Annotated in this window: 20 protein-coding genes; 10 read left to right on the plus strand and 10 right to left on the minus strand. The window is 72.8% G+C overall.

All coding sequences use genetic code 11. The features are described from left to right. Positions 1-85: 85 nt before the first annotated feature. Together WMF43_RS15570 and epmA are read right to left on the minus strand one after the other, a co-directional pair. Positions 86-640, minus strand: a complete 555-nt coding sequence (locus WMF43_RS15570; RefSeq protein WP_437681100.1) for a hypothetical protein — start codon at positions 638-640, stop codon at positions 86-88. Further along, positions 637-1,902 carry an EF-P lysine aminoacylase EpmA gene (gene epmA, locus WMF43_RS15575; RefSeq protein ID WP_437681102.1) on the minus strand — a complete coding sequence of 422 codons (1,266 nt, stop codon included), beginning with the start codon at positions 1,900-1,902 and terminating at the stop codon, positions 637-639. The genes WMF43_RS15570 and epmA overlap by 4 nt, the downstream gene beginning before the upstream one ends. 249 nt (positions 1,903-2,151) lie before the next feature. Between epmA and WMF43_RS15580 the strand changes: the two genes are divergently transcribed. Continuing rightward, entirely contained in the window at positions 2,152-4,386 is a 2,235-nt protein-coding gene (locus tag WMF43_RS15580) for an MYXO-CTERM sorting domain-containing protein (RefSeq protein WP_437681104.1), read from the plus strand. On the opposite strand, the gene WMF43_RS15585 is transcribed toward WMF43_RS15580, so the two are convergent. From WMF43_RS15585 to WMF43_RS15615, 7 genes are all read right to left on the minus strand, one after another. Further along, positions 4,383-4,817, minus strand: coding sequence for a hypothetical protein (locus WMF43_RS15585; protein ID WP_437681106.1), 435 nt, complete (start codon positions 4,815-4,817; stop codon positions 4,383-4,385). The two genes, WMF43_RS15580 and WMF43_RS15585, sit on opposite strands and share 4 nt — an antisense overlap. A 44-nt stretch (positions 4,818-4,861) precedes the next feature. Continuing rightward, on the minus strand, positions 4,862-5,518 hold the full coding sequence (pgsA, locus tag WMF43_RS15590) for a CDP-diacylglycerol--glycerol-3-phosphate 3-phosphatidyltransferase (protein WP_437681108.1): 657 nt from the start codon (positions 5,516-5,518) through the stop codon (positions 4,862-4,864). Then, positions 5,508-7,250 (minus strand): tetratricopeptide repeat protein, encoded by a 1,743-nt coding sequence (locus tag WMF43_RS15595; RefSeq protein WP_437681110.1) that lies wholly within the window; start codon positions 7,248-7,250, stop codon positions 5,508-5,510. Before WMF43_RS15595 ends, pgsA begins: the two co-directional genes overlap by 11 nt. Before the next feature lie 18 nt (positions 7,251-7,268). Then, complete coding sequence (hisA, locus tag WMF43_RS15600) at positions 7,269-7,994, minus strand: 1-(5-phosphoribosyl)-5-[(5-phosphoribosylamino)methylideneamino]imidazole-4-carboxamide isomerase (protein WP_437684017.1); 726 nt, start codon at positions 7,992-7,994, stop codon at positions 7,269-7,271. A gap of 71 nt (positions 7,995-8,065) precedes the next feature. Next, positions 8,066-9,061 carry a tetratricopeptide repeat protein gene (locus WMF43_RS15605; protein ID WP_437681112.1) on the minus strand — a complete coding sequence of 332 codons (996 nt, stop codon included), beginning with the start codon at positions 9,059-9,061 and terminating at the stop codon, positions 8,066-8,068. A 65-nt stretch (positions 9,062-9,126) separates the two neighbouring features. Then, positions 9,127-10,941 carry a protein kinase domain-containing protein gene (locus WMF43_RS15610; RefSeq protein ID WP_437681114.1) on the minus strand — a complete coding sequence of 605 codons (1,815 nt, stop codon included), beginning with the start codon at positions 10,939-10,941 and terminating at the stop codon, positions 9,127-9,129. Positions 10,942-11,044: 103 nt separating this feature from the next. Further along, the gene (locus WMF43_RS15615) at positions 11,045-12,145 is read right to left on the minus strand and encodes a formylglycine-generating enzyme family protein (RefSeq protein ID WP_437684019.1); all 1,101 of its coding nucleotides are present in this window, start codon (positions 12,143-12,145) and stop codon (positions 11,045-11,047) included. Between the two features lie 600 nt (positions 12,146-12,745). On the opposite strand from WMF43_RS15615, the gene WMF43_RS15620 reads away from it, so the two are divergent. Continuing rightward, entirely contained in the window at positions 12,746-14,671 is a 1,926-nt protein-coding gene (locus WMF43_RS15620) for a response regulator (RefSeq protein ID WP_437681116.1), read from the plus strand. Between the two features lie 117 nt (positions 14,672-14,788). Then, on the plus strand, positions 14,789-16,207 hold the full coding sequence (locus WMF43_RS15625) for an STAS domain-containing protein (RefSeq protein WP_437681118.1): 1,419 nt from the start codon (positions 14,789-14,791) through the stop codon (positions 16,205-16,207). Positions 16,208-16,244: 37 nt separating this feature from the next. Here WMF43_RS15625 and WMF43_RS15630 read toward each other — a convergent pair whose 3' ends face one another. Further along, entirely contained in the window at positions 16,245-16,667 is a 423-nt protein-coding gene (locus WMF43_RS15630; protein ID WP_437681120.1) for a MarR family winged helix-turn-helix transcriptional regulator, read from the minus strand. 163 nt (positions 16,668-16,830) lie between these two features. Between WMF43_RS15630 and WMF43_RS15635 the strand changes: the two genes are divergently transcribed. The 7 genes from WMF43_RS15635 to WMF43_RS15665 all read left to right on the plus strand — a co-directional run bounded on the left by WMF43_RS15635 (position 16,831) and on the right by WMF43_RS15665 (position 25,222). Continuing rightward, on the plus strand, positions 16,831-17,598 hold the full coding sequence (locus WMF43_RS15635) for an SDR family NAD(P)-dependent oxidoreductase (RefSeq protein WP_437681122.1): 768 nt from the start codon (positions 16,831-16,833) through the stop codon (positions 17,596-17,598). A 107-nt stretch (positions 17,599-17,705) separates the two neighbouring features. Further along, complete coding sequence (locus WMF43_RS15640) at positions 17,706-18,548, plus strand: SIR2 family NAD-dependent protein deacylase (protein WP_437681124.1); 843 nt, start codon at positions 17,706-17,708, stop codon at positions 18,546-18,548. A gap of 12 nt (positions 18,549-18,560) precedes the next feature. After that, the gene (locus WMF43_RS15645) at positions 18,561-19,103 is read left to right on the plus strand and encodes a non-canonical purine NTP pyrophosphatase (RefSeq protein WP_437681126.1); all 543 of its coding nucleotides are present in this window, start codon (positions 18,561-18,563) and stop codon (positions 19,101-19,103) included. Positions 19,104-19,228: 125 nt separating this feature from the next. Further along, complete coding sequence (locus WMF43_RS15650; protein WP_437681127.1) at positions 19,229-19,948, plus strand: SanA/YdcF family protein; 720 nt, start codon at positions 19,229-19,231, stop codon at positions 19,946-19,948. A 167-nt stretch (positions 19,949-20,115) separates the two neighbouring features. After that, entirely contained in the window at positions 20,116-21,153 is a 1,038-nt protein-coding gene (locus WMF43_RS15655; RefSeq protein ID WP_437681129.1) for an aldo/keto reductase, read from the plus strand. A gap of 444 nt (positions 21,154-21,597) precedes the next feature. Then, the gene (locus WMF43_RS15660; RefSeq protein ID WP_437681131.1) at positions 21,598-22,254 is read left to right on the plus strand and encodes an HAD-IB family phosphatase; all 657 of its coding nucleotides are present in this window, start codon (positions 21,598-21,600) and stop codon (positions 22,252-22,254) included. Between the two features lie 457 nt (positions 22,255-22,711). Beyond that, positions 22,712-25,222, plus strand: a complete 2,511-nt coding sequence (locus WMF43_RS15665) for a penicillin acylase family protein (protein WP_437681133.1) — start codon at positions 22,712-22,714, stop codon at positions 25,220-25,222. Positions 25,223-25,422: the final 200 nt, after the last annotated feature.

The raw sequence follows: 25,422 nt of genomic DNA on the forward strand, positions 1-25,422 counted from the left end.
CGATACCACGCGCCGCGCGCCGCGCGCCGTGCGCGGGCGGGGGGGCAGCGGGGCCATGAGGGCGGGCGGAAGGCGGCCAGAAAGATCAACGATCTTCCAGACTTCGCCCCGGGAAGAGCGCGCCCCGGATCTCCGCGGGCGACGCGCCGAACATCGCGGAGAGGCGCCCGAGCACGAGCCGGTTCAGCCGGCCGTCCGGCGGCGACCTCACCGCGAGCACGAACGCCGCGTCGACCGCCGCGCCGGCGTGCGCCGCCGCCCGCTCCGCGAGCGACGCCGCGTCGCGCTCCGTGAGCTCCGCCCGCCGCGCGACGCGGATCTTCGCGTAGAGCGCCGCCCGCATGAGCGTGTGGTAGCCGTGCATCCACGCCATCCAGGGCTCCTCCGGGCCGCCGGCGAGGGCGCGCGCGAGCGCGGCGCTCCGGCGCTCGATCTCGGCGAGGGGCAGGTTGTCGAGCTCGTTCAGCGCGCCGGGGAACTCCCCCGCGAGGGCGCGGAACACCTCCTTGGCCGGGATCGGCTCGCCGGCCGCCCGCGCGGCCCGGAGCTCGGCGAGCCGGCGGTACTTGCGCGCGAGCCCCGAGAGCGCCTCCGGCGAGAGCCGGGCGCCGCCGCCGGACGCCGACCCGGGGGCCGTCACAGCCAGCCGTGGGGGAAGGCGAGGACGTCCCCGATCGCCTTCGCGCCGAGGCACAACGCGACGAGGCGATCGACCCCCAGCGCGTTGCCGGCCGCGGGCGGCATGCCCTCCTCGAGCGCGTCGAGGAACCGCTCGTCGATCGGGTAGACGGGCTTGCCCCGGGCCGCCCGCGCCGCCTGATCCGCGGCGAGGCGCGCGCGCTGCTCGACCGGGTCGGTCAGCTCGCCGAAGCCGTTGCAGAGCTCGACGCCCGCGACGTAGAGCTCGAACCGCTCGCACACGCGCGGATCCCCGGGCTTGAGCCGCGCGAGCGACGCGAGCGGCGCGGGGAAGTCGACCAGGAATACCGGGTGCGGCAGCGCCGCGATCGCCGGCTCCACCTCGTCCACGAGCAGGCGGAAGAACCGCTCCTCGTCGCGTGACGCGAGCGCGATCGCGTCGTCCGCGGGCACGCCCGCCCAGCGCGCGAACGCGTCGCCGACCGCGATCCGCGGGAACGGCGGGCGCAGGCTCACCCGCGCGCCCGAGGCCGGAGGTGCGAGCGTGTCCCCCGCGCCGAGCGCGGCCGCGACGCGCTGCACGATCACCTCCGTGTCCGACATCACCTCGTCCACGGAGGCGAAGGCGCGGTACCATTCGAGCATCGTGAACTCCGGGTTGTGCCTGTCCCCGAGCTCCCCGCGGCGAAAGCACCGCGCAAGCTGGAAGCAGCGCGCGACCCCGCCCGAGAGCAGCCGCTTCATCTGGTACTCCGGGCTCGTGATCAGGAACGTCGGGCGCGCCGCCTCGACGGCGAACGCGTCGAGGTGCAGATCGAGCCCGGGGGAGGGGACCAAAGTCGGCGTCTCCACCTCGAGGAACCCGCGCTCGGCGAACAGCTCCCGGATCGCCGCGAACGCCGCCGCCCGCCGCGCGAGCGCCGCGCCGCGCCCGCGGTGGATCGCGCGCTCGGTCTCGCTCGACGGCGGCGACGCCGCGCCGGAGCGCCCGCGCGGCGGCCGTCGCGGCGCGATGCGCTCCGCGAGCCGCGCGGCGGCGAGCGCGCCGCCCGCCGGTACCCCGACCACGACCGCGAGGTCGCCGACCTCCAGCGCCGGCGCGCCGCCGTCGAACGCGACGCGCAGCGCGCCGAGCGCGTCGCCGAGGACGACCGCGCCCTCGGCGACCTCGAGCACGCGGCCGCCGACGCGCACGCGGCCGGGCAGCGGCGCCCCGGCGGAGGTGATGTCGCTCGGAGCGAACGTCTCCGGGAACCTGGTCAAGGAGTTTGTTTCAACGTGGGTCACGGGAGCCTGTGTGGGAATGTCCAGGAGGCATACCACGCATGTCGATCAAGGAGGTCAGGCAAGAAGCCAACGGGGATCACAACTGCCTGCTTTTAGGGCGCGAGCTCCCCGCGCGCCGCCTTGAACACCCGACGTAAGTCGATAAGTTGGTCGCGCTCGTCGGTCCGGCCTCGCCGCGCCTCACGCGAGCGTTTGCCCGAGCAAACCCAGCCGGAGATGGAGAACATGAGACGACCGCTGCTTCTGCTTTCGCTCACCGCGCTCGCCACCCTGGCCTCCGCGAGGCCCGCCGGTGCGTCCGAGTGGCACGCGGTCCGGCCGGGCTCGCCCGCGGCGGATCTGTCCTTGCGCGGCGCGGCGGACGCGCGCGGCGCGGCGGAGGTGTACCTGAAGCGCGCGGCTTCCGAGCTCCGGCTGGAGGGCGTCTCGCTCGGCTACCGCAACGAGCTCCAGGCCGGCGCGCACCGCACGATCCGGTTCGCGCAGACCCACGCCGGGCTGCCCGTGCTCGGCGCCTCCGCGGCGGTCCGCGTGGGGCCGGACGGCCGCGCGGAGGTCGTGGTGCTCGACGTCGCGCGGGATTTGACCGTGCCGACGGCGCCGAAGGTCGGCGCGCAGGCCGCGGTCGCCGCGGTCGAGGCGGCGTTCGGGATGACGCTCCTGCGCCGGCCGAGCCCCTCGCTCGCCGTGCTCCCCGACGCGGAGGCGGGCGGCAAGCTCGTGTGGATCGTCGATGTCCCGTCCGCGCGCGGCGGCGACCGTTACCTCGTCGACGCGCACGCCGGCGGGGTCGTCCACCGGCGGCCGCTCGCCGTCGACGTGCGCGGGCGCGTCTACCCGATAAGCTCCGTGGTCACGCCCGAGCTCGCGGACGTCGAGCTCACCGACCTCGACGTGACGGATCCCCAGACGCTGAGCGGCTGGAGCGGCAACTTCAAGGTGGCGAACTACGTGGAGGGCGACGCCGCGGACCAGTCGCTCGTCCTGGAGCAGAGCGTCGGGCCGAACATGGGAGAGGACTTCCTCTATGATCCGCCCGCCGAGGTGCACGACGTCGAGGACCAGTTCGCGCAGGTCGGCATCTATTACCACCTCACGCGCATGCGCGATTACTTCGCCGAGGCGCATCAGCTCGACATGAGCTCGCCGGACTGGAAGCTCGTGGCCGTGGCCAACGTGCTGGACCGCGGGCGGCCGCTAGAGAACGCGTACTTCGCGCCGTACGGCGCGGCCGATCCCTTCGGCGAGTGGAACCTCATCGCCATCGGCCAGGGCGACTCCTTCGATTACTCGGGCGACTCGGACGTGTTCCTCCACGAGTTCACGCACTACGTCTCCGCCAACGCGATCGACTACAACGAGGGTCAGTTCGCGATCAACGAGTACGGGCTGTCGCCCTGGGGCGGCAGCCTCGACGAGGGCCTCGCGGACTACTTCGCTTGCTCCGTGAACGGCGACCCGTCGCTCGGCGAGGCGTCGCTCGCGATCCTCGGCGCCGGGCGCGACCTCTCGGACAGCGCCATGAGGTGCCCTGACGATCTGCTCGGGGAGGTGCACGAGGACGGCAAGATCATCGGCAGCCTCGCCTGGTCGCTGCGCGAGCAGCTCGGGCAGGAGCGGGGCGACCGGCTCGTCTGGGGCGCGATGACGCTCTTGACCCGCAACGCCTCGTTCGACGACTTCGTCCGCGGGCTCCGGACGACGGCCGACAGCATGGCCCTCGCCGGCGAGCTCACGGCGGCGGACATCGGCGCGCTCGAGGCGCTCATCGAGAGCCGAGGGCTCGACGACTGCGGGGAGGTGCTCGACCTGAGCGGGGGCGAGGCGCGCCGGACGACGATGTTCGGCATCAACGCGCTGCTCGGGGGCGGGGACCGGGCGTGCATGGCGGTCCGCGGGCAGATCAGCCTCCAGAGCCTCTTCCACTTCAAGAGCACGCCGGCGCCGGGCGCGAAGGGCCTCCGCTTCACCGTGGATCTCGACGCCCGCGGCGGAGACGACCTCTCGTGGAACATCTACGTGAGGGCCGGCAAACACGTGAGGTTCTCGGCGCCGCCGGGCGGCCTGCCAGAGGCCACGACGTACGATTACAGCGTCGAGGGGATCACGGCGGCTCAGGGCGAGATCGTCATCGACGATACGTCCGATCCGCCCTTCGACCCGGCGCTGACCTATTACATGGTGATCGGCCACGAGAACTGCCCGATGGCCATCGCGACCGTGAGCAGCGCCGACGTCGTGCTCGAGCCGGTGCCGGAGCCGGAGGTCCCCGTCGAGCCGGAGGTCGACCCGCCCGGCAGCGCGACGCCCGAACCCGCCGAGCTTCCCGAGGACACCTCCGCGGTGGGCTGCGCGTGCCGCGCCGCCGAGCCGAGCGCGCCGCTCACCCCGTGGGCCGCGCTCGCGGGGCTCGCGCTCGCGGGTGCAGCCATGCTCAGGAGGCGGAGGAAAACCGCTTAATCCGCGGTGCCGCCGCTGCCGCCCGTACCGCCGGCGCCGCCCGTACCGCCGGCGCCGCCCGTACCGCCGGCGCCGCCATCGCCACCGTTCCCGCCGCCGCCGTCACCGCCGGCGCCGCCGCCGCCACCGTTGCCTCCGGCGCCGCCCTCACCGCCGCCGTTGCCGCCCCCACCGTCGTTGCCGTTGCCGACCGCCGGGCCGTCGGAGACACCGCAGGTCGTGCCCTCGGCGCAGCAGCGAGACTGGTTGAGAGAGCGGATCTGCGTGCACACGAGGTTGCTCGCGCAGTCGTTGCTGCCGTTCGCGAGGTCGCAGGGCTCGCCTTCGCTCTGCTGGCTGCAGCTCGCGGCCGAGGCGACGATCGCCGCGGCGAGCGCGGCCAGGAGGAGCGCGGGGCGCAGGGCGTTGCGCGACGTCTTCAGGGCTTTCACGCGCGCTGGTCTAGCAGAACCACGCGGGCTTGCCTATCAGCCATCTACTGCGGCGGAGCGGCCCGGTTCTTCGCGTCGATCGCGTCGATGAACAGGCCCATGTACTGCGCGGCGCTCGCGAGCGAGAAGACGAGCGACAGGTAGATGAGCAGCCGGCCGACGTGCACCACGTCGACCACGCCGAAGTCGACGCCGAGGTGGATGCGGTACGGGTAGCCGAGGATCAGGCACACGATGCCGATCATCTGGAGCGCCGTCTTGATCTTGCCGCCGTCGCCCGCCGCGATGACGAGCCCCTCCGTCGACGCGATCGAGCGGAGCGCCGTGATCGTGATCTCGCGCGAGATGAGCAGCACCACCGCCCACGCCGGGATGCGGCCCATCGGGACCAGCCACACCAGCGTCCCGGCGACGATGAGCTTGTCGGCGAGCGGATCGAGGAACTTGCCGAGCACGCTCACGAGGCCCTGCCGCCGCGCGAGGTAGCCGTCGAGCATGTCGGTGAGCGCCGCGAGCGAGTAGACGCACGCCGCCCAGAAGCAGTCCCGCGGCGCGCCCCGCGACAGGAGCAGGAGGACGGCCGGGATCATCAGGATCCGGGCGAACGTGATCAGGTTCGGGAGGTTCCTTGCGTCCTCCCAGAGCGTCCTCCGCCGCTGCGCCTTGAGGCCGCGCAGGGAGGTGTCCGCGCTAGCGACCATCGACAAGAACCATCCCCTCTCCGCCGAACGTCACGAAGCCCTGCGCGCCCGCCGGCGCCTCGCTGGCGGGCAGCGTGCGCGGCAGGAGCCGGCCCGTCCACCCGAGCACCGCCGTCGCGCGCATCGACGTCGGGCGCGACGGCGTGATCTCCACCGCCGCGGCCCGGTCCGGGAGCGAGACCACCATGTGGCCGCGGCCGCGGAGCTGCACCATCGCGATCGCCTCGCCGTCGCCGGCCGGAAGGCGGCCGTTCTCGTAGCCGATCGGCAGCTCGAAGCCGACGAGCACGTCCTCGCGCACGTAGAGCGGCTCGTCCGCGAGCGCCACGGCGTGCAGCCGCCGCCCCTCCGGCGCGCCGAGCACGAGCTCGCAGCGCCCGCCGATCTCCACGAACGGCGTGCTCGGCCCGCCGAGCGGCTCGTCGAAGACGCGGCCGCGCGCCTGCCGCTTCAGCACGTGCGTCGGGGTGCCGGGGTGCACGCTCATCGTGCGCAGGCCGTCGAGCCGCGCCACGAAGCCCTTCGCCGCCTGCACGAGCACGACGCCGGTCGCGTGCCGCGCGACCGCGATGTCGCGCGGGAAGATGAGGAGCCGCTCGCGCGCGAGCGCGAGCAAGCCCTCCGGCGGCTGCGTCGCCGTCGTCGTCGCCGGAGCCGTCGTCGCCGGCGCCGTCGTCGCCGGCGCCGTCGTCGCCGGAGCCGGCGTCGCCGGCGGCGGCAGCGACGACGACCGCGCCGCGATCTTCCTCGCCGCGTTGATCGCGCTCGCCGCGTCCGCGGGCGCGGGGGCGGCGTTCGGCCGGCGCGCGGAGGCCGAGGGCTCCTCGGGCGGCAAGGTGCTGCGGCGCCCGGTGTGCTGCGCGCCGCCCGCGGGCGGCGCCTGCACCGCCGGCATCGACGGGACGGTCGGCGCCGCGTTGCCGCGCGGGCCCGGCGCCCGGATCACCGCCGTCGCCTGAGCGGACGGGCGCACGTCGACCCCGAGGCTCCGCACCGACGGCGGCGCCGGGATCGTCGGCATCGTCTCGCGGCCGGGCTCGATCGCCGACCAGGTGCCGGACGGGATGCGCGGCAGATCCGAGTCGTGCCGGAAGCCGGCGCCGGTGCGCTCGAGCGCCTGCACCGCCTCGCCCGCGGCGCGCTGCATCTCGGCGCGCGCCTCGGTCCGCGCCTCGATCGGCGGCTGGTCCTCGGTGTCGGGCGCCTCCATCGAGTACCGGCCCGCGCCGCCGCCGGTCATGTCGAGCAGGCGGCGCGCCATCGCGTCGTGGCCGCCGGCCGCGAACGCGTGGCTCGCGCGCTCGAAGTCGCCCATGCGCTGGAACGCGAGCCCGAGGTAGCCCCAGGCGCGCTGGTGCTTCGGGTTCTGCTCGAGCGCCTTCTCGAGCTCGGCCCGCGCCTGCGCCGGCTGGCCGGTCTTGAGGTACGAGAGCGCGAGGTTGATGCGCGGCTCGACCGCGTCCGGGTGGGCCTGGATCAGCCGCTCGTAGATCGCGATCGCGCGCGGGTAGAGCCCGAGCCGGAAGTACACGATGCCGAGCAGGTCCTGGCCTTTCGGATCGCTCGGCTGGAGCGAGAGGGCGCGCTCCAGCTCCGCCTTCGCGGCGTGCACCCGGTTGTCCTGCAGGAGCTCGCTGCCCCGGTGCAGGTGGAACAGGAACTCCTCCGCTGCCACTTCGCGGGTGGAAGGCCGGGGATCGTCGCGCTCGGGCATCGGAGCTGAAGGGTACACGAAAACGCCGAGGCGCCGTCAGCCGCCGGCCGCCTCGATCGCCTCGGCGAGCGTGAACGCCCCCTCGTACAGCGCGCGCCCGACGATCACGCCCGCGACCCCGGGGATCTGCGCGAGCGCGCGGAGGTGGGCGAGCGAGCCGACTCCGCCGGAGGCCAGCACGGGGAAGCCGCACGAGGCCGCGAGCTCGCGGGTGGCCTCCAGGTTGGGGCCGACCTGCGTCCCGTCGCGGGAGACGTCGGTGTAGAGCAGCGCCGCGATGGGGGCGCCGGCGAGCGCGCGGGCGACGTCGAGCGCCGTGACGGAGGAGACCTGCTCCCAGCCCTGCACGGCCACGCGCCCGTCCTTGGCGTCCACGGCGACGACGACGCGCCCCGGGAAGCGGCCGGCGAGGTCGCGCACGAGCGCGGGCTCGTTCACCGCGGCGGTGCCGAGCACGATGCGATCGGCCCCGAGCGCCAGGTACCGCTCGGCGGCGGCGGCGGAGCGGATGCCGCCGCCGACCTGCACGCTGCCCCCGTCCACGCCGAACGCCGCGACGACGGCGCGCACCACGTCGGCCTGCACGGGCAGGCCGGCCCGGGCCCCCTCGAGATCGACCACGTGCAGTCGGTCGCAGGCGCGGCGGAGGCGGGCGGCGAGCGCCGCCGGGTCCTGGTCGTAGACGGTGACCTGATCGTAGCGCCCCTGGTGGAGGCGCACGGCCTGGCCGCCGAGGAGATCGATGGCGGGGATGAGCTGCACGCGCCGCATGTAGCGCGCCTCCGCGCCGGCGGGTAGAGGCCGGCGACGGCGCGGGTCATCGCGTCACGACGTCACCACGCTCCCTTGGCCCCGAGCACCACCCCCGAGGGCCCTGCCTCCAGCACCCCGACGTGGATCCGCCGCGCGGCCGCGCCGGCGGCCGGCGCGGCGGGCTTCGGCTCGGTGAGGTAGAGCACCGCCGCGGTCCCGAGCCCGGCGAGCCCCACGCCGAAGCCGATCGTGCTCACGAGCCCGGTGGTGCTCGCGCTCTCTGCGGCCTCGAGCCCGGTCGGATCGCAGGCCGTCTCGTCGGTCGAGCCGATCGCGCTGCCGCAGTGCTTGTCGACGACGCCCTGCTTGCCCAGCGTGAGCGCGCCCATGACGCCGCCGAGGATGAGCCCCGCCGCGCCGACGCCGCCGGCCACGAACATCGCCGCGCGCCGGCCCGAGCCGCCGTCCGCGCCGGGCGCGCCCGCGCCGTCCACCTCCAGCACGAGCTTCTTCTTCTCGCCCTGGGCGAGCCGGATCCGCGTCTCCCGGGGGCGCCCTCCCGGCGGCTCGGTCGAGACCACGTGCTCGCCCGGATCCACCGGCACGCTCACGCCGAGCACGGCGTCGCCGAGGACGACGCCGTCGCGCTTCACCACGGTGCCGGCGGGGGCGCCGGACGGCAGCGACAGCGCGAGCTCGGGCACGAGCGGCGCGAGCTTCTCGCGCTGCTGCTTCGCCACGGTGGGCCGCTCGCCCTGCCGGCGCTGCTGGTCCGGGGTGAGCCGCTGGTACAGCGACAGGTAATCGCCGTAACGCGTCACCGCGGTCGCGATGCGGCCCCAGCGCGCCTCGCACGTCGCCAGCGTGAAGAGCGTGCCCGGCCGCGGGTCGAGGCGGTGGCTCTCGGCGAGCGCCTTGCAGCCCGTCTCGTACCGGCCTGCCTCCATGTCGGCGAGGCCCCGGTTGAAGATCGCCTCCGCGGTCGCGATGTCGCCCTGCGCTGCGGCGGGAGCCGCGACGGCGAGCGGGCAGAGGACGAGGGCGAGCTGGGCGATTTGGCGAAGGCGACGGGTCATGTTCTGGCGCGCTGGACGGGCGAGGGGCTCGGGGGGGCAGACCGGGTTCGTGGCGGGCATCGTGATCAGTCCCGCCCGAGCAAGGGGACCGTGGGGGTGCCCTTCCGCCCGCTCGCGGCGGGCTTCGGCGCTCCTCGCGCCGGCGAGGTGGCGCGCGCGGGCGTGGTCGGCGCGCCGCGCGCGGGCGTGGTCGGCGCGCCGCGCGCGGGCGTGGTCGGCGCGCCGCGCGCGGGCGTGGTCGGCGCGCCGCGCGCGGGCGTGGTCGGCGCGCCGCGCGTGCTGGGCGCCGAGGGCGTGGCGCTCGCGCTGGGCGCGGGGGCGCTCGCGCTGGGCTCGGGCGGAGTGGGCTCCGCGTCGGCCGTCGGCGCCGCCGGCGCCGGGACGGAGGGCGCTTCCGGCGGAGCCGCCGCGCTCTCGGGAGGGGCGGCGTTCGTCGCGCCGGCGTCGAGCGTCGCGGTCGGCGCCGGCTCGGCCGCGGGGCCGAGCACCAGCCAGCCCCCCACGCCCAGCAGCCCGAGCCCCGCGGCGGCGGCCGCCGCGGCGACGAGCGGCTTCCGGTTCGGCTTCGCCGGCTGCGCGGAGGACACCGAGGTGACCATCAGGGTGGCCGCGAGGGGGGCGCCCTGGAGCCGGGACGGGTGCTCCGGACCTTGCAGGGCGACGTTCGTGACCGTGGCCGTCGCCACGGGCGCGCCGGGCCCGTGCATCGCGCCTGCCGAGGTCGCGGGGCCGTGCATCGCGCCTGCCGGCGGGGCGGGCGCCGGCGTGGTGATGTGCGCCGGCGCGGCGGCAAGCGGCGTCACGGGCGGCTGCGTCGCGGACATCGGCGTCGCCGGCGGCTGCGTCGTGCGCATCGGCGTCACGGGCGGCGGCGCGGACGTCGCCATCGCCGGCGGCGCCATCGCGGGCATCGGCGTCGCCGCGGGCGTCGCCGGGAACGAGCTCGCCCCGGGCCAGGCCGGCGCGCTCGGCGGGCGCCCCGGCGCGCCGGTCACCGGAACGCCGAGCGCGTCGGCGAGCCCCTGCACCGCCTCGGTCGCGGCGCGGAACCGCGCCGCCGGATCGACGGCCGTGGCCCGGGCGAACCACGCATCGAAGCCCGGCGGCAGCGCCACGCCCTGCGCGAGCGCCCGCTGCACCGGGGACTCCTGCGGGCCGTGGACGGCCACCAGCGCGAACGCGATCACGTCGCCCGCGCTGAGCGCCTCGCGGCTCCAGTAGGGCGTCCCCACGAGCAGCGTGTACGCGATCATCCCGAGCGCGTAGATGTCCACGGCGCCGGTGAGCTTCGTGTCGACCCGGAACTGCTCGGGCGCCATGTAGATCGGCGTCCCGAGGCTCCGCGTGGCGCCGGCCGAGGTCGCGCCCTCGGCGATCAGCTTCGCCACGCCGAAGTCGAGGATCTTCATGCGGGGCGTCCCGTCGTCCCGCAGGGTCACGAACAGGTTGTCGGGCTTCAGGTCCCGGTGGATGATCGACGCGGCGTGCGTCCGATCGAGGGCCAGCGCCGTCTGGTGGAGGTACGTGACGACCTCGGTGGGCGGCAGCCGGCCGAGGCGCTTGAGGCGGTGGCCGAGCTCCTCGCCCCGGAGCAGCTCCATCACCAGGAACGGCATCCGGGTCGCCTCGTCGATGCCCGCGTCGAAGACGTCGACGATGTACTCGCTCTCGATCTCCGCCGCGATCTGCGCCTCGCGCTTGAAGCGGTCGCGCATCTCCTCGCTCTGGAAGAGGTACGCGTGCATCACCTTCAGCGCGCGGCGGCGGTTCGTCTCGATGTGCACCGCCTCGTAGACCGACCCCATCGCGCCGAGGGCGAGGAGGCGCACGACGCGATAGCGGTGCGCGAAGACGGTCCCATCGACGAGCGTGGCCGACACGGCGGGAGGGTCGCGCGCGGCGGCGGTCGCGTCAAGGATCCAGGGAGCCGCGAGGGCATCGCGCGCGGCGTGCGCGCCACACGCGCGCCGCGCGCGCGAGCGGTCACGGATCCCTGGCGCACCGCAGGCCGACGCCCGCGAGGTGGTTGCCGCGCCCGCGGGGCTCGCGGTACGACGGGAGCAGGACCTCCGCGGCGCTGCGCCAGCCCCCGCCGCGGATCGTGCGGTCCGTGTCCGACAGGATCACGGCGCAGTCGTCACATTCGGCCGGATACTCTTCCACGTACGAGTCGAGGAGCCAGTCCCACACGCTCCCGGCCATGTCCGCCTGTCCCCACCTCGAGTCGCCTCGCGGCGATCGCGACCCGACCCGCGGGAGGTCCGCGAGCTCGCACGTGCCATCCATGCCGCAGCCGTACACCGCGTAGCTCGGGTCGAGCGTCGCCGAGCTCTCCGAGGTCGTCCACGGGTACAGCCGCTGCTCGTCCCCGCCGACCGCCGCGTAGTGCCACTCTGCCTCGGTGGGCAGTCGACCGCCGTCCCACGCGCAGAACGCGAACGCGAGATACCAGCTCACGCAGTTCAGCGGCAGGACCTCGTTCGCGCCCGCCTCGTCCGTCCAGGTGGGGAGCTCCTCGCACACGAGCGAGGCCATCAGCTCTGCCTGCGCCGCCGGCAGGTGCTCGTCCCACGCGACGTCCCATCCGCTGCCAGGGGTCCGCGGGTGCTCCGCCGCGCCCTCCGCTGGCCAGCTCGCCGGGTACTCGTCCACGAACGTCCGGAACCTCCCCACGGTGACCTCGAATCGATCCAGCAGAAAGTCGCTCACCGTCGCCGGGAACGTGCCGTCGTCGCCCCGATGGAACGAGCCGCCCGGCACCGCCGTCGTCGCGCAGCAGCTCTCCTCCTCCCGCAGCCCGCAGGTCGCGGGCAGCGCGGCGCAGCTCGGCGGGTTGACGCAGGCCCCGCCGCGGCACACGGGCGCCTCCGTGGTGCACTCGGCCTCATCCTGCCAGCGGCCCGCTTCATCACATCGCTGAGGTCTGTTCGCGCGGCACCGCACCTCCTCGGGCGTACACGGATCCTCGACCGCGCCGCCGCCCGCGCCGCCGCCGCCTGTGCCGCCGTCCGCCGGGTGGTACGGCTTGTCGATCCCGGCGATCGTCGTGCACCCGGCGGCCGCGAGGCACGACACCGCCCACATCCATCGCACAGACCTGCTCTCGTTCATTTTTCTCTCCCTACGGCACTCGCCGCGCCTCTCCCGGGAGGTGCGCTCTCCGAGATCGAGCCGCGGCGCTGCGAGGTTGACGCTGTCTCGTCGCGTCCGCTAGACACCGCTTCGCCCGAGGAGAAAAGAGCATGCGTTCGGGGCGGCGCTCTCTCGCGACAGCCTCTCTGCGCCGTCCATCGATCGTGTCCCGCGGCGCCTCGACGGCGACATCGGATCTCACGACCGAGCACGCGCTCGCTCCCGCGGGCCTGGATCCGCCGCGCGGTAGCTCCTGCGTCTCCGAGTTGTGACCGCCGCGTCGCCGCCGCGACCCCCCGCGCGGCCCGCGCTTGCAGAGGGCGCCCGTCCCCTCGCGGGCGCGCCGCGCCGCCGCGCGTGGCGGGCTGAGCCGCGCCGGATCGCGGGAGTTGGCGCCGGCCAGCGCGTCGCGCAGGCGTGGAGCGGCGCGGATCGAACGGCGTGGCGGAGGACCGATCCGTGCTGATAAGCTGCTGGCCGGCTCGACGTCGAGGTCGGCCGGAGCGGCGAGCAGGCGTGACGCAAGACGGGCGCGGCGGTGTGGATGAGCCGATGGTTCGACGTCCCGGCGCCGCCGCGTTCGCTGCGGAGCGCGAGCGCGGCGCGCACACGAATCCCAGGGTGGACAGGCCGCGCGGGCCCGGCGTGGGGGCGGAGCGGCAGGTCGAGCCGATGAGGTCGAACGGCGCGGCCGAAGCTCGAGCGGACACCCTCCTGATCGTCGACGACGTGCCCGCCAACCTCGCCGTGGCGATCGCGCACCTGGAAGATCAGGGCTTCGACGTCGCGGTGGCGCAGGAAGGGGAGGAGGCGCTGGAGCGGGCCGAGCTCCTCCAGCCCGATCTGATCCTGCTCGACGTCCTGCTGACGCCGGCGATGGATGGCTTCGAGACGTGCCGGCGCCTCAAGGCCGCGGACGCCACGCGGGAGATCCCGGTCATCTTCATGACGGCGCTCGCGGACACGGCGGACAAGGTCGCCGGGTTCGAGGCAGGCGGCGTCGATTACGTCACCAAGCCGTTCCAGCTCGACGAGGTCGTCGCGCGCGTCCGGACGCACCTGTCGATGCACGCGATGCGCAGGAAGATCGCGGCGCAGAACGCCCAGCTGCAGCAGGAGATCGCCATGCGCGAGCGGTTCGAGGCCGCACTGCAGCGCGCGCACGACGAGCTGGAGGGGCGCGTCGGGGAGCGCACGGCCGAGCTCGCGGCGGCGAACGCCACCCTGAAGGCCCAGATCGCGGAGCGCGAGCGCGCCGAGGCGGAGCGGGAGGCGCTGCTCGCCAGCGAGCAGGCGGCGCGCTCCAAGGCCGAGGCCGCCGATCGGCTGAAGGACGAGTTCCTCACCGCGCTCAGCCACGAGCTGCGGACGCCGCTCACAGCGATCGTCGGTTGGGCGCAGCTCCTGCGGACGGGCATGCTGGACGCGGCCACGATGCAGCGCGGCTTCGACGTCATCGAGCGCAACAGCTGGGCCGAGCTGCAGATCATCGAGGATCTGCTCGACGTCTCGGCCCTCGTGAGCGGCAGGATGACCCTGAAGGCGCAGCCGGTCCGCCTCGCCACGGTCGTCCGCGCGGCGTTCGACGGCCTGAAGCTGGCCGCCGACGCGAAGCGCGTCAGCGTCTCGATGGCGCTGAGCCCGAGCGGCGGCAGGGTCTGGGGCGACGGCAGCCGCCTCCAGCAGGTCGTGTGGAATCTGCTCAGCAACGCCATCAAGTTCACGCCGCCCGGCGGCAGCGTCGCGGTGTCGCTGGAGCAGGCGGGAGCCGTGGCGCAGATCCGCGTCAGCGACACCGGGGAGGGGATCAGCGAGGAGTTCCTGCCACACGTGTTCGAGCGCTTCCGCCAGGCGGACAACGCTGTCGTGCGCCAGCGCGGCGGGCTCGGCCTCGGCCTCTCCATCGTGCGGCACCTCGTGGAGATGCACGGCGGGACGGTGCGGGCCGAGAGCGACGGCGTGGGCAAGGGGGCGACGTTCACTGTCCGCCTGCCGCTCATGCCCGCGGCCGAGGAGGTCGCCGCGCCGGCGCGCGCCGGCGCGCGCGAGGGCGGCGAGGGCGCGATCTCGCAGGCGCTGTCCGGGCTGCGTGTCCTCGTGATCGACGACGAGCCCGACATGCGGGAGCTGATGACGAGCATCCTGGAGCGGACCGGGGCAGAGGTCCGCGCGGCGGCGACGGCGTGGGAGGGCTTCGAGATGGTCGAGCCGTGGCGCCCTGACGTCATCGTGAGCGACATCGGGTTGCCGGGCGACGACGGATACGCGCTGATCCGCAAGATCCGCGCGCTCCCGACCGACCGCGGCGGCAAGACACCCGCGGTGGCGCTGACCGCGCGGGCCGGCCAGCGCGCGCGCGAGCAGACGCTCTCCGAGGGGTTCGAGGTGCATGTCTCCAAGCCTGTCGAGCCGTCCGCGCTCATCGAGGTGATCGCGAGGCTCGCGAGCGGGCGCGCCCACGGCGACTCGCCTACATGACGCGCGGGCGCTCGGCGGAGCGCCCTGCGAGCAGCGCGCCGCGGCAATCGGGTGGGGCAGGCGTCTTCATCGGGTCATCGCGCCCCGTTCGGAGGTATCGTGAAAGTACGCGCCGATATGACGACTCTCGACATGATCCGCGCCCTCGAACAAGCGCGAGCGAACCACGCGTTCGACATGGATCGAGGTGTGTTTTACACCTACGGTATTCCCTCGGTCATCTTCTGGCTCAATCCGTCGCTCTTCCGGATGCTGGAGCCGCTGGTCGAGGAGGTCGGAGTCCCGCTCTTCCGGATGCTCGTGGCCCAGCACTCCAGCCTGGGGACGGAGGAGGACTACCACTCCATGGTCACGACGTTCGGCAAGACCTTCGAAGAGGGATTCCTCGCCTGGGGCCTCGCGGTCGCCACGGGCGGGTGGGGCCGATTCGAGCTGCCGGTGTTCGACAGGGACGCTCGGCGCGCGGTGGTGATCGTCCGGAATCCGTGGGAGCTCGAGATGCAGCGCGGCGCGGAGGTGCGCTGGGGCTGCCCGTTCCTGCAAGGGAAGATCATCGGCCTGCTCTCCCATGCGCTCGGGGTCAACTGCTGGGCGGACGAGGTGCCGGGCGACGGGGGCGATCAGGGGTCCTCCGTCGAGTTCCACGTCTATCCGTCCGACAAGACGATCCACGCGGAGCTCCTGCGGCTGCGCGCCGCGCACCACGAGGAGGCGAAGCGGAGCCTCGAGCAGCGGACTCAGGCGCTCCTGCAGAGCGAGGCGAAGCAGCGGGCGATCCTGGCGTCGCTCAGCGAGGTCGTCTTCACGCTCGACGAGCGGGGGCACGTCACGAGTTATCACGTCCCGAAGGAGCAGGCGGCGTTCCACGGCGCGCCCGAGCGCGCGATCGGCCGGCACCTCCGGGAGGTGATGCCGGAGGCGGTCGCCGCGCTGCTGCTCGGGGCGATCGAGGGGCTCGCCCGGGACGGCGCGCCGCGCGAGGTGAGCTACGCGCGGGAGCGGGACGGCGAGGTGCGGTTCTTCAGCACCAAGCTCTCGATCCTGCGCGATCCCGTGTCGGAGCGCGACGGCGTGACGGCGATCGAGCGGGACGTGACGGAGCGGGTGCGCGCCGAGCAGGCGCTCGCGGAGCGGCTCGCGGTGATCGAGCGGCAGCAGCAGGTGATCCAGGAGCTGTCGACGCCGATCCTCCAGGTGTGGGACGGGGTGCTGGCGCTGCCGCTGGTGGGGCTGATCGACGGCCGCCGCGCGGCGGCGATCACCGACAGCCTGCTCCGGGAGATCGTGAGCACGCAGGCGCGGGTGGCGATCCTCGACCTGACGGGGGTCGAGGTGGTGGACACGGCGATCGCCGACCATTTCCTCCAGATCGTGCGCGCGGTCGAGCTCCTCGGCGCAACGTGCCTGATCTCGGGGATCCAGCCCGCGGTGGCGCAGGCCGTGACCCAGCTCGGGACGGGGATCGAGAACACGCGGACGTTCGGCACGATGCGGGGCGCGTTGATGTCGGTGATGCGCAGGCGGCTCCGGTCCTGAGGCGCCGCCCTTCGGTCGCGCCGGCTCATCCGGAGCTTCACCCGGAGCGCTCCAGGTTCGCCCGCATCTTCCTGGCGAGCTCGGTGAGGGCGCGTTGGTCCTCGGCGCTCAGCCCCGCGACGGCGCGCGCCTCGAGCTCGGCCCAGATCGCGGTGACGGGCTCCCGGAGGCGCTTGCCGCGCGGGGTGAGGTAGACGCGCGAGACGCGGGCGTCGCTCGGATCCCGGCGGCGGACCACGAGGCCGGCCTTCTCCAGGCGGCCGAGCGCCTTGGTGATCGTCGGGGGCTCGACGCCGAGGCGCTCGATGAGCTCCGACTGCGACTGGCCATCGCCCTGCCAGAGCTGACGGAGCAGCATGTCCTGCCCGGGCTGGAGTCCGTGCTCGAGGAGGCGCGCGCCCATGACGCGAAGGTGGGCCTTGGCGGCCCGGATCACGGCGTAGGTGACGTAGTGTTCCATGGGCACGTTCATCCCCCCACTTCTGCCCGTAGCCGGCGTGCCGTCAAGGCGGGCGCCGATCGCGGCGCTCCCGCCCTTGACGAGGCCGGGGCGCGGACGTATTTAGCCGGCTAATCAATTCGCCTCCGAGGCGCGCTCGCGCGCCGGGGCAGAGGAGTGTCTCATGGATCTCGGACTCGAAGGGCGCGTCGCGCTCGTGACGGGGAGCTCGCAGGGGATCGGCCGGGCCACGGCCGAGCTGCTCGGGCGCGAGGGGGCGCGCGTCGTGGTCACGTACCGCAACCACCGCGACAAGGCCGAGGCCGTCGCGGCGACGATCCGCGAGCAGGGCGGCGACGCCCTGGTCGTCTTCTTCGATCTCGCGTCGGACGACTCGATCCGCGCGGCGGCGGCCGCCGCGCTCGAGCGATGGGGGCGCATCGACGTGCTCGTCAACAACGCGGTTCAGTGGGGCTCGGTCGCTCCGGGGAGCGCTCCGCCCTTCGAGGCGCTCCCGGGCGACGAGTGGCGCAAGGTGCTGCGCGCCAACATCGAGGGGGCTTATGCCGCGATTCAGGCGGTGGTGCCGTCGATGCGCGAGCGGCGCTGGGGCCGCATCGTCAACGTGTCCTCCGGCCTCGCGGTGAACGGCATGCCCGGCTCGTCGGCGTACTCGGCGGCCAAGTCGGCGCTGCACGGGCTCACCCGCTCGCTCTTCAAGGAGCTCGCGCCGGCGGGCATCCTGACGAACGTGGTCATGGCCGGCCTGACGCTCACCGATCACGCGCGCGACGCGATCCCCGCGGCGATGCTCGACCACGTCGCGCAGTCCTCGCCGATCAAGCGCCTGCCCACGCCGGCGGAGGTCGCGACGACGATCGCTTTCCTCGCGTCCGCCGCCAACACGACGGTGAATGGGGAGATCCTCCTGTCGAGCGGCGGACACGCGTAGCGATCGGACGGACTCCAGCGGCACGCCTCATCGCGGTGACGCACCGCGTCCTCCGGGCTGTCGCCGGTTGCGCGATCTCGAGGCGCGAATACCATCGCTCGCCGACGATGGCGGTGCTGACGATCGAGCAAGCGGCGGGCCCGCTCCGGGAGGTGTACCGGGAGGGCCGACTCATCCCTTTTCTCGGCGCCGGCTTCTCTGCGCCGCTCCAGCTGCCGATGTGGAGGGAGCTCATGGGCTGGATGGGCGAGGCGCTCGGCTTCGAGCCAGCGCTCTTCGAGCTGCACGGCCTGCCGTCCCAGCTCGCCGGCTTCTTCGCGCGGGAGCGCGAGGGCGGGCTCGTGAGCTTCATCGCGGAGATGCGCGCCCAGTTCCACGCGCGCGAGGTCGACGAGCGCCGCCGGAGCTCGCCGCAGCACAAGGCGCTCGCGCGCCGTCACTTCCCGACGATCTACACGACCAACTTCGAGCACCACATCGAGGAGGCGCTGCGGGACGCGGGCAAGGAGGCCATCGCGCTCTCCACGTTCGACGACTTCGCGCGCTGCCCCGCGAGGGGCGCGTGCCAGGTCATCAAGTTCCACGGCGACCTCGAGTGGCCCGAGACCCTGGTGCTGACGGAGTCTCAGTATTTCAGCCGGCTCCGGCTCGAGGCGGCCCCCGATCAGCGCCTGCGCGCCGATCTGCTCAGCAACAGCTTCCTTTTCCTCGGCTACAGCTTCAGCGACGTGGACATCCGGTACGTGTGGTATCGGATGGAGCAGATGCGGATCGAGGGCGCCCCGCCCGGCGCGAAGCGGGCGCCGCACCGCCGCTGCTTCTGGGCGACGTTCGGCGCCGGGCTCGTGCAGCCGGCGCTCCTCGAGGACTGGCACATCGACGTGATCGAGCTGGATCCGAACGACAAGACGAAGAGCGTGGTGGAGCTGCTCAACGCGCTGGACGGGTGAAGGGCGGTGGCGGTGGTGTATTTCGTCTCCTCGAACGAGCGCAAGATCGAGGACATGGCGCATGTGTGGAAGGGCGGTGAGACGCCGCTTCGTATCCTCCAGCTCGACGTGCCCGAGGTCCTGTCCTCGGATCTCGACATGGTCGTGCGGGAGAAGGCCATCGCCGCCTACCGGCTGGCGCTGGTGCCGCTGTTCGTGGAGCACGGCGGGCTCTTCATCGATCACCTGAACGGCTTCCCCGGCCCGCTGGTGAAGCCCTTCTGGGAGCGGCTCCAGGGCAGGATCTGCGCGCTGATCCCCGCGGGGCTCTCCCGCGCCGCGCGCGTCGTCCAGAAGGTGTGTTACTGCGACGGCCGGACGCTCCGCGTCTACTCGGGCACGAGCCTGGGCGAGATCGCGTGCGAGCGTCGGGGCGACGCGGGCATCGACTGGGAGCCGATGTTCATTCCGGCAGGGCACACGCGGACGCTCGGGCAGATGCCGCGCGAGGAGCGGCTCCGCTGCTCGGCGAGCGCGGAGGCGCTGAGGGCGTTCCGGAGCGACATCGGGCTGTGAGCGCGCGGGGGGCGCGGGGCGGGGGGAGCGTCCTCTGGGGGAGCGCCGTCTCGGCGCGGGATCGGCCTCTGGGCGTGGGCGCGCCGCTCCAGAATACATGCGCCGGGCGGGGCGTTGAGGCGGGCGTGATCCCGTTGCCTCGCCTCGCGTTTCCGGCGCCCGGGCGCGTCGTTCGTCTCACGGTGATGACCCTGCTGCTGCTCGTGCTCGCGGGAGGCGCGGCGCTCGGGGGGGCGCGGCTCTGGGTCGGTCGGTCGGCCGAGATCTACCGCGATGCCGGCGCCGTGCCGCCGCGCGAGGTCGCCATTGTCCCGGGCGCGCTCGTGTGGCCCGACGGCACCCCGTCGCCGGTGCTCGCGGATCGCCTCGCCGCGGCGCTCGAGCTGCACCGCGCCGGCAAGGTGCGGCGCATCCTGGTCTCGGGAGACCACGGGCGCGTGGATTACGACGAGCCCAACGCGATGCGCGCCTGGCTCGTGCGCCGCGGCGTGCCTTCCGGGGACGTGTTCATGGACCACGCAGGCCTGCGCACCCTCGACACGATGCAACGCGCCGCGCGCGTCTTCGGCGTGCGCGACGCCGTGGTGTGCACGCAGGCGTTCCACCTGCCGCGCGCCCTGTACCTCGCGCGCGCCGCCGGGTTCCCCGCGGTGGGGTACGCCGCCGACCGGCGCGTCTATGCGAACGCCGAGCGCGACGCTCAGCGCGAGCTCCTGGCCACGGCGCTGACGCTCCTCGATACCTTGTCGGGCCGGGGCCCGCGCTTCCTCGGGCCGCCGGTGCCCATCGACGGCGACGCGCGCGCCTCGCACGACGCGTGGACTCGCGGGCTCGTCGCGCGGTGACGTCGTGACTCGCGCGTTCGCCTGGATTGGGCGAGGCGCTTGACTTCCAGAGAGCGCTGGAGTTCCTACGCTGGAGCGGGCGGGCCGAGGGGGCGGAGATCTCGATGTCGGAGTCCGCCCCTTAGTCTCCCAGGTTGTCCCCGGTTGGCGGCGCGTGGAGGAGAGTCATGGAGTTCAGGTTGCTTGGCGGGTCAGGGTTCAGGGTTCCGGTGCTGAGCCTCGGGACAGGGTCGTTCGGCGGAGCCGATGAGTTCTTCAAGAGCTTCGGGTCGAGCGACGTGGCCGAGGCGACGCGGCTGGTCGACATCTCGCTCGAGGCGGGGATGAACATGTTCGATACGGCCGATGCTTACTCGGGCGGGCTGGCCGAGGAGATCCTCGGCCACGCGATCAAGGGCAGGCGGGATCAGGTCATCATTTCGACGAAGGCGACCTTTCGAGTCGGCCCGGGCCCGAACGACGTCGGCTCCTCGCGGTATCATCTGATCCGCGCGGTGGAGAGGAGCTTGCGCCGGCTGCAGACGGATTACATCGATTTCTTCCAGCTCCATGCCTTCGACGCGCTCACGCCGCTCGAGGAGACGCTCGGGACGCTGGACGACCTCGTGCGCGCGGGGAAGATCCGCTACCTCGGTTGCTCGAATTTCTCTGGCTGGCACCTGATGAAGTCGCTGGCTCTGGCGGAGAAGTACGGTCTATCGCGGTTCGTGGCGCACCAGGCGTATTACTCGCTGATCGGGCGCGATTACGAGTGGGAGCTGCTGCCGCTGGCGATCGACCAGAAGGTGGGCACGGTGGTCTGGAGCCCGCTCGGCTGGGGGCGGCTGACGGGGAAGATCCGGCGCGGGCAGCCGCTGCCGGAGGTCAGCCGCCTCCGGAACAAGCAGGTGATCGACGCTGGGCCGCCGATCGACGACGAGTACCTCTACCGCGTGGTCGACGCGCTCGACGAGGTGGCGAAGGAGACCGGCAAGACCGTGGCGCAGATCGCGATCAACTGGCTGCTGCAGCGGCCGACCGTCGCGACGGTGATCATCGGCGCCCGGAACGAGGAACAGCTGCGGCAGAACCTCGGGGCGGTCGGCTGGAAGCTGACGGCGGAGCAGGTCGCGAAGTTGGACGAGGCGAGCAAGACGAGGTTGGCGTACCCGTACTTCCATCAGGCTACATTCCAGCAAGAGCGAATTCCGCCCATTGTGGGGTGAGCGCCGGGGAGGGCGCTGAAGTGATGGGGGGCGACTGGGGTAGGGTAGGTTATTGTGGTTGTTTGTGGTCTCTGGGGCGAGGAGACTCAACCTGGAGGAGGCTCAACCTGGGTCGGGTGGATGGGCCTCAACCTGGATCGGGTAGCTGCTGTAAATTTTGTGAAAAATCTCACCTCCGCGAGGGCTTAACCAGGTTCACCTCGGTGAGAGTTCAACCCGGGTGGATGGCGTTGGGTCGGGTGGGGGCGGGTGGGGGGCTCGACCCGGGTCGAGCAACGCAACGTAGGTAGCCGCAACCTCGGTCGGGCAGCCGCGACCTGGGCCGCTCGGGGCCAGGTCGTGCAACCTGGGTCGGGTCGCAACCCGGGTCGGGTCGCGCGCAACCTGGGTCGGGTCGCGGGTAGCGGGTGGCGGTATGCGTCCCGGGCATGCACACTCCGCACCGTGCTCATCCTCTGTGACTTTGACGGAACCATCACCAGCGATGACCTGACGAACCGGATCTGGGACGCTCATCTCCGCTACGACTGGCGGCAGGTGCTGCTCTCGCCCGCGGGGGGCGAAGAGCTCACGGCGCTGGAGCTCCTCCGCCGTGGATACGCCGACGTCGATCGACCGGAAGCCGAGCTCCTCGCCGAGCTGCGACCCCACGCCGCGCTACGCCCCGGCGTCGAGGACCTGCTCTCATTGTGCGCCCGCCGGGGGTGGATCTTCCACGTGGTCAGCCACGGCTTGCCGTTCTATATCCGCGAGTTCCTGCCGCCCGGCACCGCGTTCTCCTGCTTCGATGCCGTCTTCGACGGGCGCTGGCGCGTCACCGTGCCAGCGGCGGTGACGCTCGGCCCGGGAGACGACTTCAAGATCCGCGTGCTCGACCAGCTGAAGGCGGCAACCGGCGAGACCGCGACGGTTTACATCGGCGACGGCCGCCTGGACTACCCGGCGGCGCGGTGCTGCGACCGCGTGTTCGCCGTGCGGGGCAGCGCCCTCGACGCGCTCTGCGCTCGCGACGGCGTGCCGTGCACACCGTTCGAGCGCTTCGGCGAGATCTGCGCAGCGCTCGATCACCAGAGCGCAGTTGACGAGCGGCGCGCGCCGTAGGCCGCCGCTTCCTGGACATCCACCGCCGCGCCGCCGTCAACTCGCGCCGGCGGCACGCGCGCCGTGACGGAGTCGCCCCCGCGCAGCCCGAGCGTCGCGCCCGGCGAGCCGCCGGCCCATGGCGCCATCGCGTGAGCTCCAGGGCACACCCGCAGACCCGGCATCCCGCTGCTCGACGGCGAGCGATGGCGCCGCGGCGGCAGCAAACGAAAAGCAAACGATGCCGTCGTTGACTTGAGGCCTGTCCAGGCTATCTCATGACAGCTTGTCTTTTTTGAAACAACGTAAGTGACCCGTCCATCTTGTCTCCTGCGCGGCGGCGCCCGCGCCTCGGGCGGCCCGCAGAACGCCCCGCCGTTCTCCGGACGTCCGCACCGGAGGTGAGCAGCGCGCAAGGAAACGTGGGCGTGAATGACCTATGAGCAGCGGCCCGCGAGGGCCAGCAGGAGGAGATCTCATGAACAGGCGAGTGATCTGCGTGGCAGCTCTGATGTCCGTTGCGGCGTGCAGCGATACTCCGGACGCCGAGGTGGATGTAGGGATCGAGCACGAGCAGAGCGCCGTCGCGTTCGGCGGTCGAGGGGTGGTGGTCATCCACAAGGACGCCTGGGGGATGTCCCACGTCAGCGCGCGAGACGAGGACGTTGCGTATGCCGGCCTATGTTACGCGACGGCGCGCGACCGCCTCTTCCAGATGGATGTGAACCGTCGGAGCGCTCAGGGGCGCCTCGCGGAGATCTACGGCGCCGGCGACGGCGACAGCATCCTGGGCCAGGATCTCCTCGCGCGCGCGCAGAACCTGACCGCGTTCGCGGCCGCCCGCTACGCAGAGGCGGCGCCGCGGACGAAGCGCGTCCTCAGGGCCTGCGCCGATGGCGTGAACGAGTACATCGCCAAGGCGAAGGCGTCGAGGGGCGGCCTGCCACTCGAGTTTCAGATCCTGGGCTACGAGCCGGAGGCGTGGACGCCGGAGGACAGCGTCCTCGCTTATATCCAGGTAGGGGTCACCTTCGACACGCTGACCTGGTTCACCAAGCTCGAGCGCGCGGCCGTGGCGGGCATCGCAGGGCCGGAGGTCGCGGCGACGTTGATCAAGGAGGCCTCCGACGAGGTATCGATGTTCGACGCCGACGGCGACTTGACGCCGCTCGAGCGGTTCCTGGTGCCGCCCGGCCCGAGCGAGCCGACGGCGACCATCGTCCATCGGCCGCCGCCGTCTCCGCTGCTCGGTCCGCGCGCGCTCACGCAGCAGCTGCGGAGCATGGCGCCGGCGGGCGGGCGCGCGAGCAATGCCTGGGCGGTGGACGGGCACCGCACCTCGACCGGTAAGCCGCTCTTGGCGACCGATCCGCACTTCCCCCACGCGACGCCGTCCGCGGTCTATGTGGCGCAGCTCGAGGTGACCGGCCGATACAGCGTGACGGGCTGGATGATCCCTGGGTTCCCCGGGTTCATCAGCGGCCACACCCAGAAGATCGCATGGGTGCCGACCTACTCGCTGTTTGACAGCGTGGATCTGTACGTAGAGACGCTCCGCGAGGGGAGCGGCGGGGGCGAGGAGGTCTTGCACGAGGGCGAGTGGCGCCCGGTCACCACGCGCGTCGAGACCCTCCATGTGAAGGGGGGAGAGGACGTGGTGCGGACGTTCCGCACGACGTCCCACGGCCCCATCCTCAACGACGGCGTGGACGGGCTGGAGGCGTTCGGCGCGCTCGCCCTCAAGTCGATTGCGGGGCAGAAGGAGTGGAAGGTCGACGGCTACTTCGAGATGCCGGCGGCGCAGAACTGGGGGCAGTTCAGGCGGGCGGCGCTGAGGCAGGGGATCGGCTGGAACTTCATCTTCGCGGATTACGAGGGCGCGCATGGCCACATCGGCTACCAGAACTCGGGGCTCGCGCCGCAGCGAGAGAGCCCGGACAACGCGCTCTACCCGGTGCCGGGCGAGGGCGGGCACGAATGGACGGGGTACGCGACCGACGCCGAACTGCCGTCGGTGTACGATCCGCCTTCGCACATCCTGGTGACGGCGAACAACCGGATGGTCCCGCGCGATTATGCGCCTGAGGGGCGGCGGGTCCACCTCGCGAACTACTGGGACATGCCGTGGCGCGCGCAGCGGATCGCGACGCGGCTCGCATCTGCGACGGAGCCGCTCACGCCGCAGGACATGGCGTCGATCCAGCTCGACACGCAGACGACGATCGGCGTGCCGCTGCGCGACGGCTACCTGGCGGCGCTCGGGCGCGCCGGGTTGCCGGCGGGGGATCCGAGCGCCGCGGCGGCGGTTGCGGCGCTCGAGGCGTGGGACGGGAACGCGGCGGCGAGCAGCCAGGGGGCAGCCGTGTACGAGATGCTCACGCTGATCCTGCTGCGCAACACGGTACGAGGCGTGATCGGGCCCGAGGAGTACGCGCTTTTCGCGCCCAACGTGTTCCTCACGAACCAGCTCAGCGGGCTGATGGATGTGCTCGATAACCCGCGGGCGCCGTACTTCGGCATCCGCGATGGTGTCGATCCGGTCGCTGCGCGGGACGAGGCGGTGCGGGTCGCCCTGAGCGAGGCGAACGTGATGCTCCGCGACGCCTTGGGCGAGGACGTGAGCGCCTGGACTTGGGGAAGCATGCATGAGCTGACCTACAATCACCCGCTCGCGGGGGAGGACGATCGTTTCCGGATCGGGACCTTCCCGGCGACCGGCGATGTGGAGACGGTGAACCTCGGCGGGTGGTTCGCGAAGGTCGGGATCCTGGCGCTTTCGCCGGACGACTTCGAGGCCGCTGGCGGCGTGCGGGCGGCGCTGACTCAGGACGCGCTCAGCGCGACGCGGTTGGTCTGGAACCTGGCGCCGCTCGAGGGATCGCTCGGGGTGATGAGCACCGGCTTCAGCGGGGATCCGCGCTCGCGCCACTTTGCGGATCACGCGGCGGCGTGGAGGGCAGGGGAGATTTTTCCAATCCAGTGGCGATGACCTCGGGCCGATCGGACCGGGCGACATGACCGTGGGGGCGACCTGACCGTCAAGGCATGGCGGAGACGGGGGCGGGTCCAACTTGACCGGGCCAACCTGACCGTGGTTGGAATCCTGCCGGGTTGACCGGACCAACCTGACCGTGGTTGGAATCCTGCCGGGTCGACCTAGACCACCTGACCACCTGATCGTGGTTGGGT

Source organism: Sorangium sp. So ce131, assembly GCF_051519095.1.
Taxonomy (GTDB): Bacteria; Myxococcota_A; Polyangia; order Polyangiales; family Polyangiaceae; genus Sorangium.